The following is an 11,776-nucleotide window of genomic DNA, read 5'->3' as shown; positions in this document are numbered from 1 at the left end:
CCCCTGCAAGGGAGCCGTTTTCTGCATACTCTTTTATGGCTTAATAAAAGAGTATGGCGGAGTGCGCGGCCGCGACCGCGCGGTTCTCCTGTCTTCAGGGGACACTTCCCTGAACTTCGGATCGTGTCCCCACCTGGCATCATCCCTGTCCAACCAATCAAGGTCGCCGGTATCGCGCGGCGAGCTCCTCCCTTTTCTTACTTGTCTAGGAAAAGGAAGCAAAAGAAAGACACCCCGGCAAGCCCGCCTGATGATCAGGTTCCCTCCCTGCGCAGATTTCAATCCGTCAGTCACTGGCGTTACCTGAACACCGGATTGAAATCCACTCGCTCGGCGGTCTTACATGGGGCCCCGGTGGAGTAGTGGAAACTATCAAAAAAGCTTTCTTCAGGAGAGACTTCCCTTAACTCGGGCAGTGTCCCCACCTGACAGCGTCTCCATCCAACCAGTCAAGGTCGCTCCTATCGAACGGCGGGCTCCTGACTCTTCCTGGTTGTAATGAAAAGCTGGTAGCGATCCGGGTTTGGTAAATCAGATTAAAGCCTTTGCTTTTAAATCATTGATGACGACGGCAATGAAGTCGTTAATGATCCGTTGCAAGTTCCCGTCGACAACCGTTTCAAACTGTGCCGACCAGATCAATTCCCCCGAATCGGTACCATAGATGTTTGATTCGATGGTCGCAACCTCGAATCGGCTGACTGTGGGTGGCTCGTAGATCGTTTCGTATCGATGGCTATAGTAGTCATTATAGTAACGATAGTGCGGAGAATAGTTGTACGGGTAGTATTCTCCCGTTTTGTAGGTCGTAATCCGGCCCGGGGTTTCAACGGTTTCAGTCCTTTTTTTTACCATCCGGGAGATAAGGATGCTGTCGGCCCTGTTTTCGAGAGCCTTCTGCATGATGATGTCTTTGTTGTCTTCTTCGGCTGTTATGCTTTTGTAGCTGACGATTCCGGCAACTCCCGTTTTTGCCAATTCCTGTTTGAATGAATCTTCGAAGATGCGTCGAGTCGTGTTGTTCTTGGCAACACCAACGATATAGACCTTGTCCAGGAATTTGCCATATTCAGGGTTTTTCCAGGAGGCGGTAAGGGTTGTTGAAGAGCAGCTTGCCACGAGGGTCAAGACCATCAAGCTAAGTACGGCAACAAAAATACGGTTCATCGTATCCTCCCAAAAGGCTATTCAATCAATTCCATTAGACCATAGATTTCGATATGTACAATAGGCGGACAGATTATTTTCGAGAAGAGCGGCATGCCCTGAAACGCCAGACGGAAGAGTGCTCTCATCTGTTTTTCTCTCCTTTCCGGGGTTGTGCGGGGTAGCATCCGGGGGTGCATAAACTATGTGTCCCCGTTTATGATCATGTCATCGACAGCAGGATAATCGAGCAGGCCGCAGTCAATATAGCCCCCAGTTTGCGCATGGTGAATCGTTCCATCCCGAGGAATATCGACAGGACAAGGGCGAGCACAAAACTCATGTTGGCGATCGGAATAACCGTGCTGGCCTCGCCATGCTCGATGGCGAGCAGCAGAAAGTTGACAATCAGGAAAACGAGGATGCCCGATACCAGCGAATAAATCGCTTTTGTTCTGGTCAAACGGAGTCTTTTTTCACGCAGGAGGGCGTAACCGGAGCCGCCGATCATCCAGCAGAAAGCCGCAATCATCAACATCGGTTGGATATCGGCGCCCGCCAATAGCCCGGCCTTGGAAGTGACTCCATACAGCGCCCTGAAAAGGGAGGCGGCAACAGCAATGGCAAAGAAGATCGCGAAAGTACGTTTGTCAATATGTGCATCCGTGTCATGACGATACAACAGGATCACCGACACGACCCCTGCCAGGATGCCGAGTCCCTTATACAGTCGGAATGGCTCATTCAGAAATAACACTGCCAGGACAACGACGCCCAAAGTGTTGAGTCGGTAGATTGTCGATCCCATGCTCGCATCAATGTGGGTCATACTCTCGAGAAGCATGAGATTCGATGCAGTTAAAAATAGGCCGGCAATAACTCCGAATAATATCGTTTCCGATGAAACCGAATCAATGTCTCCGCAGAAGTAAGCTGTCGCCAGCTGCAGCAGAAGCCAGATGAGTCCGATACATGCGATGTACGTTCCGCGGGAGCGATCCTTTTTTGCATAGCGCTTGAACACCACGTCGTGCATTGCGGCAAAAGTCAGGCTCAGTAATGCGTATAAAATCGGAGAACTCATAGTCGATCTGCTTTTATCCGGTTTTTTGTGATATCGAGGTATCGTGTCATGTTTAAAGGTGAAATGGAATAAAAACAAGGGGTCTGATGCTCTCCAGCAAGAAAATTCTGGTAAAATTGAATCTCTGACAAGCCCGATTTTTATCCGGCATTAACCTTCTACAGGCGAGGAAAAATGAACCGACAAAACCTGAAGATTCTGTTTGTTTTATTTATTATCACTTTCACAGGAACTCCTGCCATGTCGATTGAAGAAGCGCCGTTCGAATTGGTCAAGAAGGATGATCCCTTTGAAATCCGGGATTATGCTTCCTATATTGTCGCAGAAACATTTGTTGAAGGCGATTTTGAAGATGCGGGAAGCGACGCCTTTAAACGGCTTTTCGGTTACATCTCGGGTGACAACAGAGCCCGATCAGAGATCGCCATGACAGCTCCCGTTTCCCAGGCATCGGGAGAAAAGATCGCCATGACGGCTCCGGTCGGACAGGCAAAATCGGGAGATCAGTGGGTGGTCAGCTTCATGATGCCGGCATCCTATACCATGGAAACCTTGCCGGTACCGGACGACCCGAGGGTGACATTGCGACAGGTGCCTGCAAGGCGTATGGCCGCCGTACGTTATTCCGGCTTCTGGAGCGAAAAGAACTACAGAAAGAATAAATTGAAACTGGAAAAATGGATCGAAAAAGAAGGTCTGGAGATTACCGGAAGTCCCCTCTGGGCACGCTACAACGCGCCATTTATCCCCTGGTTCATGCGTCGCAATGAAGTACTTTTCCCGATTGCTATGTAGCTGAAGATCTGACCCCGTCTAGCCGAAATGATATATCTGCTGACCGTTGCGAAATAAAACAATCTGACCGTCTTCCGAGACCTTGATTACGGGTCCAAAGTGTGATGCCGCGGTCGCCGCGGTCGTGCGCCCACCTCCGGTGACCAGGTCGCTCACTTTCGAGGTGTCGATAATGACCCCCGTGTCGAGCACCTCCCCTTTGCGGTTGATCACGGTCAGACCGTCCGAGGAGAGAATACGGCTCAGTTCTCCAGAGCGCTTCAGAGTGCCGATCTTTCTACCGCGAACATGTTTGATCAGGGCCCGGCTGAGCGGGTCGCGTCCTCCGATAGAGCCCATGCGTAAAGCGTCAAGATCTTTCTGATCATCGGTAATAAGCACGACTGTTCCATGGCGTGATTTCGAAAGGGCATACATTGTCCAGATCAGATTTTCAATCGAGCGTTTATTAAGTTTTTTTGCGAGGAATTCGCGCATGATATCCGGATCAAAAATTCCCCAGTAGCCCTTGCGCCACAGCAGCAACTTGTCGTTTTGCAGGACAACCTCAACTTCCGAGGATTTATTGACGAAGATCGCAAAAGCATCGTCGCCGGCATCGGTCAGAAGAGCAACCGTTTCTCGATTTGCCAGCTGTTCGATGTTGTCGCGCGGGCCGGGAGCACTGGTCCGGATTGCGCCCTTCAGGCTCATTCTGATGTCGCAGACAAACAGGGCCCGGTATCCGTCAATCAACCGATAGGGGAGCGGGTTGCGGAAAAAGTCGGAATTGATGGCAGGGCTGTTTTTGCCGAGGTCGAGCCAGTCATAACGGGTGTTCTGAAGAGTCTTTACGAAATCATCGAGTTGCGTTCGATAGACGAGGAAGCCGGTCGTCGCCGGCGTACTTTCGTAACGCTGGTAAGAGAGGCTCTTGAGCAGCTGTATAAGGCTTTGCGTCGGCCAGAAAACACCTTTGCGATCACCGCGGATGTAGCGGGCCACGGCAATATCGGTAAGGGAGGTTAACAGGGCGGTGCGGAAGTGGGCAGCGAACCCGTCGGCAGAGAAACCGGCGAAAAGACCCTCAAAAGCAACCATCAATTCACCGATAAAGTCACTTTCCATGGCAGTGAAAGCGAGATCGTCACGGCTGGCGCGGAATACGTACCTGATTCCGTCGATTTTTATCTCTTTTATAAGCAGGCCGAGGTCGTCACCGGTTGTGGTCGGCTTCTTTTCGCCTTTCTCCAGTTCAATAAGGGAAACTTCGGCACCGCCAAGGAAAGCCCTCAGGCTGTTTTTAATGGCATTAAATGCTGGTTTAGGCATCTGTTATAGCCTTCCGGGGTGACCCGAGGTTAGTCAACTTTCGCACAGCTTTACATAAGGCCCCGGAGATTTCCAGAATAAATATCAGCGACCTGGTTGTCGTCACCTTTTTGCGCAAAATAAATTCTGGTAAAAGTTTTCCCGGAGATTTTATGTGCGTGCCGCCGGTGGATGTGTCCCCGTAGCCGCAGGTCAGGGGTCAGTGCTTGTTTTGTTCTGTCGGGAGATAAACCGAGATTTTGGTGTATTCACCGGGGCGACTCTCTATATCGAGAAAACCGTTATGGCTGGCCACAATGTCATTGACAATCGATAGGCCGAGGCCAGTCCCCTGTCTTGAGGGTTTTGTGCTGAAGAACGCCTCTTTGGCCCGTTCAATGACGTCACTGGTCATGCCGGTGCCCTGGTCATGGACCTCGATCAATAAATACGGCTCTTGCTTCAGTTTGGTCACCTCAACGTCGATTCGGATCACTTTGTTGTTATCAGAGAGCGCTTTGTCGCAAATTGCGTCGAAAGCGTTATCGACCAGGTTGATTATCACCTGCTGCAACCCCTGTGGCTGTACCGCTATGTGCGGAAGGTTTTCTGCATAAGAGGTCTCGACAAAAACACCTTTCCCGTTAAGCTTGGAAGTGATCAATCCCAGTGCACCGGATATAAGCTCTTCGATGTCGGAAACGATAAGTTGGGACGAATCGTCCTTGGAATAATAAAGAAGGTCCTTGGTAAGGTTGGCGATCCGTTTGCTTTCAGCGATAATGCGTGCAGAGCAATCTATAATCCTGTCAGTATTCTCCGGGTTTCTTTCGATCAGCGTGGCCAAATTCATGATTCCCTGGATCGGATTGTTGATTTCATGAGCAACACCGGCCGCGACGGTGCCCAATGCCGCCAGCTGAGCCGAACGGCGCTGTTCCCGGAACATCTTTTTGCGCTCCGAGATATCCCGGTAAGTGAGCAGAATGCCCTCGATCAAAGGGTTGTTCAGGCAATTGACAGCGGTGAACTCTATCCATCGGTAGGTTCCGTCAAGGCAGCGGTACCTGCATTCACCTGTGTTTATCTTGCCAGGCTCTTCAATCATTTTGGCAAAGATTGCCTGAGTCGATTCGACATCCTCCGCATGGACGTTCTCCCAGGTGGATCGGCCGATAACATCTTCAGGCTGCCAGCCAAACCATTTGCTGATGTTCTGGCTCTTGAATTGATTGATGCCGTTGCGATCGATGATGGCGATGACATCGTGAATGTTCTCGATCATCGCTCTATGTTCGGCTTCGCTTCTTTTCAGCTTGTTTTCGACTTCTTTGATCTCGGTGATGTCGCGGAATTCAATGACGCGAACCGTCTCCCCCTTGTACTGAATGTTCTTCCCTTGAATTGACAGGGGATAGACCGTCCCGTCTTTGCGCACCCCCTCAACTTCGTAGCGTTGATCGTAGCCGCTCCTGATATTGTGCAGGACCTTATCCAGCGATCCGGGTGCGATCAGCTTCAGTCCGTCCATGTCGACCAGTTCGTTCATGGTAAAGCCGGTCATGTCGGCCAAGCCCTGGTTGCAGTCGAGGATCTTGCCCTGGTCATGAATGATGACACCGCCATAGGATGCTTCCGAAAGAGACTTGAAGCGTTCTTCGCTTTCGACCAGCCCGCTGGCGGAGATCTTCTGGTAACGAATCGAGAGAACGAAAATCAGCGGCGCACAGAGGATGAGCAGGTAGGAAAAGAGTGATTGCCACTTCAGGTTTTGATCGATTTCCGCTTGTGCAGCTTCAACCTCCTGCGAAGTTCTCTTGTCCAGCATAATCATGAACTGATTGATCGGGGTCATGATTTCGCGTTTGGCTTCAAAATAACCGGGGCTGAAGAGAATCTGCCGGGCCAGCCTTCGGTCAGGTTCAGCGGTGACGGTAAATTGCCCCTCATTGTCCCGGAACAGGCCCTGCATGGCATGTATTGAAATTTCCTCGAGCTTTGCGAGGTCGTTGGACCGTGACTCGGCCTTTGCCAGCAATTGCTTCTCGGCGGGCGTCAGCCCCAGCGGTGCCATCAGGGATTCGAGACTGGCAAGTTCCACCGCATCTTTACCGTATTCCGGATCCACCAGTTTGAAATCCCAGTATATCTGGCCATAGCGAAGGGGGCGCTTCGCTTTGCCGGCGCGGATGTCAAGGATCTGGTAAAAGGCCTCCTTGTATTTTTCCTCACCGGTCACTGCGTAGGAGCGGACCATTCTGGTTAAATCATCAGAAGATTGGCGCAGCTGATCTGCCAGTAAAATTGCCCGGTGTTGTCTTTTGATGGCCTTTTCGAGTGAGGAGTGGGCTTTATCCTGTTCCAGTGTGTAATAAAAAATCGCCGAAACAGACACTATAAGAAGAAGAAAAAGACAAAAGAAAAGGATTATGATTGGTTTTTTGTTTCTAAGCAACAGGAGCCTCTGGCAAGTTATCGCATTTATTCTTTACTGTGGTAAAACTGAAGAATTCTAATGTTAGCATAGAAAGGTGGCGGCAGGTGTGAAATCAGGTCCCTTTATTCTGCCGAAACAAGGAAATTGAATGACCCCTCCGGCGCATTGAGTTGAGCTGCTACCAGTGAAGGGATAGCCCTGGCGCGCCGGAGCAGTTGTTCCTCGCTCCACGGGAAGAAACCGATGTCGGTGATAAACTGAATGCCGGCGAGAAGGAATTCCGCACATTCCAGCGGATGTTGAGTGGCGAAGACCCCTTCGCTGCACCCTTCCTCGATAATTCCTGCATAAAGTGGCGCCAGTCGGCTGATGTAGCTGCCGAGTTGGCGGGTATGCATAGCGCTGTTGCTCGCATGATGCAGCCCCTCAAGAATCTCCTCGTTTTCATCGGCGAGCAATGCCGATTGTTGTAATGTCCGCATCTTGGCCAGGGCATCGAGCGCGATAAAGTCCGGTGTCTCAATCAATTTCTGCTTGCGTTGCAGGTCTTCGTCGATGAGATCCTCGACCACCGCCTCCAGCAACTCTTCTTTCGAGGCGAAGTAGTGGTAGATCGTTCCTTTCGCGACCTGGAGTTTTTCCATCAGGGCCTGCATCGTCGCCCCTTCGTAGCCGCTGGAACGAAAGATCTCACGGGCTGCGCCGAGAATCTCCCGACGGCGCTCTTCCGGTTTTTTGACAATACGCGTCATTTCTCTATCTCCTCGTATGTTCCTTACGAGATCTCCTGTCGACCGAAACGGACAAGGTTACCCTGAACGTCATAGCTCAGGGATTCTGGATCATCAACACCGGATGCCGAATTCGAAAAAAACATCTTTCGGTCTTTTACTAGGATCACGACGGTAAACGCAAGAAGTAAAACGGTTTGAATGACTTTGCTGTCGGGATGTGTTGCAAACATTTCGTTGCTTATATTTGCCGTCAGATGGAAAACGATCGTGACAACAATGTTCCTCCCGGTCTTGTAGTACAGCCAGTTCATGATAATGACTAAAACAAACAGGCTGAATACGAAATTAAGGGAATAGAGAAGACCTTCGGCGACCACATTCGCATGGTAGTATCACTTGATAAATGCCAGCGGGAGATGCCAGAAAACCCAATAGACTGCAAAGATCATCGAGGTAGCAAACAGGTTGAATTTTCGGCGCAACGTGTCGGTACCGTAGGAGTGCCAGGCAAGTTCTTCGGCAATCGGCGCAAAGACCAGGATAAACCACGGCGAATAGACCGCCGAAGAAAAGGATGCATTCCCTGAAATATGGAACTGGTCGAGCGAGTGACCGAACGCGACGGAGATGCATTGCGCGATCACGAGGGAAACAAAAATCAGTCCAAGTGTATAGAGGTAGTAGATCCCGGCAATCCGGGGTTGCGGCAGGAAGCGTTTTGTTACATCCATGAGCAGTCCCCGGTCTTTTGTCATCAGGTAGATGACAACGAATGTCGGCGCGATCAAACCGATAAGTCCGAGCAGCTGCGCACTGGTTTTTACCAGGGAGGTCTGGTCCGGCAGGTGGCTCAGATATGCCGCCGTGAACCACAATGCCCATGGAATCAATAATGAAAGTCCGTAAAAGAAAACTGGCCGTGAGTATCTGTTCAACATGGTTAACTCCCTGTCCCTATGGTGGTTGTGTTTGTTCAGAATGTATAGAACGCGTAGAGCATCGCTGTCGGCTGAAATGTTTCAACCGTATAGGGGGTGTCAGCCGCATCTTCGAGCAGTCGGGTTCCGGCAAGCAGCAGCGCGACACCGATCCTTTCAGAGAGTTTCTTTGTGGCCTGAAGGCCCAGGGTTAGATCCCTGAATCCCGCCTGCGCGGCAAATTTCTCAAGTTTCGGGGTTGCATATTCGACCGAATACCACGCCCGGGCGTAATCCTGATTCATATACGTCAGCTCGCCCATGACGCTGAGAAGCAGCCCTTCAGCCAGGGTGTATTCGTTGGCGTAGGAGATCGCGTAGAGCCAGCCGTCCAGATCTTTGTAAATCTGCCCCGGAAAGGAATAATCAACCGATGTCGGATGGTATGCTGCGGAGATTCCGAGTATGCCCGCCCGAGACATGAACTGGGTAGCGGCTTCAGGGGCAAAGTCCGTTTTTACGGTCGGTGTGTCCTGGAGGAGGTTCCTGGTTTTGTTGCTGAGATCCTTGTCCTGGCCAAATACGGAATATGTCTGGCTGTTTCGCTCCTGGTCAAAAGTCGCACCAAATCTGAACATAATATTGTGCTGCGGGTTGGTGTAGATAACCCCGGGACCCTCAAGGAGGTCGAGGGATAAACTTACATTTCCGACCGAGTAGGTGCCCTGGAGCAGAAGTGCCGGTGCCACATAGGTTTCGTCGGAGCCCATGTAGACGCCCGCCGTGTAGACGCCAGTGCCGAGAGAGAAATTCATGCCATCCTCGGCCTGAGAGGTAACGGTCGTTGCGCAGAAAAAAAGAACACCTATAACGATTGATTCCAGACTCGGTAATATCCTTGTTTTTTTCATAACAGCCTCCACATTTCTTTTATTAAATTGAGTTTTTCAATTTGGTTTTGTTGTGCATTTTTGTAACTTATAGCAAATGACCGACCGTCGGTCAATAGTAATTCATAAAAAAAGTGGAAAACATAGAGTTAGTAATCAAACCTGAACTTGGGAGTGAATTGGTGAGCTACTTCTTCCCGACTGCGTTTGGTTATATGTTGCTTTTCAACTTCCGAAATTCTGGCGGCCACAGACCGAAACGGGCGAGGTTGGTCCAGGGGTCAGGTCTCAATTCTTGACACGGAGGTACAATGGATTGTGTTAAGAGTTGAGACTTGACCCTTAAAGGGTTTTCTATTCATTATGATTGAAGCACGTAAAGAATGTTTAAGCTAGAGACCCTTCTTTTCAATAAAGTTAAACAGGAAAATTCCTCCGGCAATTGCCAGAACAATGACGAACCAGTGGTTGATACCGAGGAGTTGTGGAAGTGTGATTTTCCCGAAATCGCCCCAGGTTAGGACAGTCGATTTTAACGCCGGAAATGCTTCTGCGAAGATTGCCGCTCCAACAAGCATTCCAAGGATTCCCCATACTGCGTCCCATCGACCCTCTCCAAGGGCGCCTGCTGAAGTTCCGGGACAGTATCCCAGAAGCCCCCAACCGACTCCGAAAATCAGACCGCCCAGAATATTTCCGCCCAGCACCGTTGACTTGATGCTCAGGTTGGCAAGTTCCAGGTCAACCAAAAGGTAAACCCCGACCATCCCGACAAAGACGCTAGAGAGCATAAACTTGATGATTGTTAGATCCTTCAAGAGCAAGGCACTAAGTTGTTTGTCGTATCGAAGAACTCGCCCCTTTTGCAACAAGAAGCCGAAGGCGATGCCGGTAATGAGTCCGTAAATGAGCATTTTCATGATTGTGACCTTCCGTAGATCAATCGGGCGACAATCATGCCCCCGATAAAGAAGCAAGCGAGTGAGATGAAACCGCTGACAGCTAGCTGAAGCGAACCGCTCAGCCCGTGGCCGCTTGGTCAGCCACCTGCCAGACGCGCACCAAACATTGCAATTGCCCCGCCGCTGAAGGCAAAGATGGCCCGTTTGGTTTGACTTTGACTACCAAAGCGTTGTTGCCAGAGGTCGGGCAGGGCTTGCCATCTGAAGCTTTTAGAAGTCAGGGCGGCAATCAGGGCCCCGATGAAGATGCCGAAAACAAACATCCATTGCCAGTCTATTTTAGGGACCGTTTTGACAAAATAATCCATTTGTTCAACCCGTTCGGGTGTGAAAACTTTCTCGAACAATCCGGCTGTCCTTACGAATGAAGTTGAGGCCCCAAGATATTTTCCCGCAACCCAGACAGACAATACTGAAACCAGTCCGGATAGCGCGCCGGCGAAATACGGGTTCCAGCTCTGATCATCATTTTTTAAACGCAGATTCATCAGTACCTCCTATTGTTAAGCATCTCTAATATTATATGTTGTAATAATTTTAGTTCAAGTCCTCGCATATGATTTATTGTCCTTGGAAAATTGCAAAAAAAGAGCGGCCCCTAAAGGCCGCTCCCTTGTATTAACTGGTCGGGGCGAGAAAATTGAACCTCCGACCCTTTGCTCCCGAAGCAAGGACGCATCCGGGTGGCGCTTCTCGAATGTAAATTGAAAATTCGCTTATTTTTTCTGAATCACAAGGACAATCTCTCCGACCCGAAATCCGAACTTGCTCATCTCTGATTCATTGATCAGGATGTCCGGCTCGACGAGATACATCCGATCGTCGATTGACAGATTGATTGTATCATTCTTGTACGGCACAGCCAGAATATAGTCCAGAAACATACTGTTTCCGGCAATTTCTGCCTCGCCGGGGCCGATGACGTCGCCAGCCGTTCCGATATAACCGCCGTCCTGCTGGCGAACCAGTTTCCAGACACGACGTTGTTCTTCACCATCATCAAAAATAAAGTCTTCTTCAAGAGTGCCCACATCACCTTCCCAGTAGGCTTTTATGTCGGCAGTGAATGTTCGAATCACCTTCCCGGAGCGATTTTTGACGATACCGTGAGCTGTTAAATTACCATCAAAAAAGAGCTCAGGGACCATTTCGGGAGATCGGTCAGAGTAGTCGCTGACCTGGATGGTGCTGCAGGCGGTCAACACCATGATGAAGAGCACAATCGGAATTAAAATTATAGCACGTATCATGATCAGACCTCTTTGAGTTGGTGTTTTGCCTGTCCAATTATAACAGTAATAAATGGAATGTCGTTCAATTGGACTTTTGTCTTGCGCGCGGGAAAGAAAAGAGCGACTTCAAATGAGATCGCTTTTTTAATGCTGGTCGGGGCTTTTAAAAAGGATGGTAATATTGTAACTTGCAAAAGTTGGGCAATTGCAAGAAGCTCTGGTCCAGCAACATACTGAGATGTCTCAATGACTCTCATATTGATGGTTTTCGTCAGCAATTAAAAATACG

Annotated in this window: 10 protein-coding genes and 2 pseudogenes; 1 reads left to right on the top strand and 11 read right to left on the bottom strand. The window is 49.9% G+C overall.

Translation table 11 applies throughout. The features are described 5' to 3' along the window. Positions 1–531: 531 nt before the first annotated feature. Both C0623_04815 and C0623_04810 read right to left on the bottom strand, forming a co-directional pair. On the bottom strand, positions 532–1,167 hold the full coding sequence (locus C0623_04815; GenBank protein ID PLY01957.1) for a hypothetical protein: 636 nt from the start codon (positions 1,165–1,167) through the stop codon (positions 532–534). A 202-nt stretch (positions 1,168–1,369) separates the two neighbouring features. Beyond that, a complete protein-coding gene (locus tag C0623_04810; GenBank protein PLY01956.1) occupies positions 1,370–2,230 on the bottom strand; it encodes an EamA/RhaT family transporter in 861 nt (286 codons plus the stop codon). A gap of 240 nt (positions 2,231–2,470) precedes the next feature. Here C0623_04810 and C0623_04805 point away from each other — a divergent pair, with 240 nt between their 5' ends. Then, positions 2,471–3,025, top strand: coding sequence for a heme-binding protein (locus C0623_04805; GenBank protein PLY01960.1), 555 nt, complete (start codon positions 2,471–2,473; stop codon positions 3,023–3,025). A gap of 18 nt (positions 3,026–3,043) precedes the next feature. Here C0623_04805 and C0623_04800 read toward each other — a convergent pair whose 3' ends face one another. From C0623_04800 to C0623_04760, 9 genes and pseudogenes are all read right to left on the bottom strand, one after another. Beyond that, entirely contained in the window at positions 3,044–4,336 is a 1,293-nt protein-coding gene (locus C0623_04800; GenBank protein PLY01955.1) for a hypothetical protein, read from the bottom strand. A 199-nt stretch (positions 4,337–4,535) separates the two neighbouring features. Further along, positions 4,536–6,770 (bottom strand): hypothetical protein, encoded by a 2,235-nt coding sequence (locus C0623_04795; GenBank protein ID PLY01954.1) that lies wholly within the window; start codon positions 6,768–6,770, stop codon positions 4,536–4,538. A gap of 104 nt (positions 6,771–6,874) precedes the next feature. Then, positions 6,875–7,504 carry a TetR/AcrR family transcriptional regulator gene (locus tag C0623_04790; GenBank protein ID PLY01953.1) on the bottom strand — a complete coding sequence of 210 codons (630 nt, stop codon included), beginning with the start codon at positions 7,502–7,504 and terminating at the stop codon, positions 6,875–6,877. Positions 7,505–7,617: 113 nt separating this feature from the next. Beyond that, positions 7,618–8,424 (bottom strand): annotated as a pseudogene (locus C0623_04785) (CPBP family intramembrane metalloprotease domain-containing protein). Between the two features lie 35 nt (positions 8,425–8,459). Then, on the bottom strand, positions 8,460–9,314 hold the full coding sequence (locus tag C0623_04780; GenBank protein PLY01952.1) for a hypothetical protein: 855 nt from the start codon (positions 9,312–9,314) through the stop codon (positions 8,460–8,462). Positions 9,315–9,685: 371 nt separating this feature from the next. Further along, the gene (locus C0623_04775) at positions 9,686–10,213 is read right to left on the bottom strand and encodes a YeeE/YedE family protein (protein ID PLY01951.1); all 528 of its coding nucleotides are present in this window, start codon (positions 10,211–10,213) and stop codon (positions 9,686–9,688) included. After that, positions 10,210–10,743 (bottom strand): annotated as a pseudogene (locus tag C0623_04770) (YeeE/YedE family protein). Before C0623_04770 ends, C0623_04775 begins: the two are co-directional and overlap by 4 nt. 228 nt (positions 10,744–10,971) lie before the next feature. Beyond that, positions 10,972–11,505: a DUF3833 domain-containing protein gene (locus C0623_04765; protein PLY01950.1), complete on the bottom strand. Its 534-nt coding sequence runs from the start codon at positions 11,503–11,505 to the stop codon at positions 10,972–10,974. A gap of 2 nt (positions 11,506–11,507) precedes the next feature. Beyond that, positions 11,508–11,765 carry a hypothetical protein gene (locus tag C0623_04760; GenBank protein PLY01949.1) on the bottom strand — a complete coding sequence of 86 codons (258 nt, stop codon included), beginning with the start codon at positions 11,763–11,765 and terminating at the stop codon, positions 11,508–11,510. Positions 11,766–11,776: the final 11 nt, after the last annotated feature.

Source organism: Desulfuromonas sp. (assembly GCA_002869615.1).
In the GTDB taxonomy this organism is placed as follows: Bacteria; Desulfobacterota; Desulfuromonadia; order Desulfuromonadales; family UBA2294; genus BM707.
The sequence above is the reverse complement of the archived record's forward strand: the minus strand, read 5'-3'. Positions and strand labels throughout refer to the sequence as shown.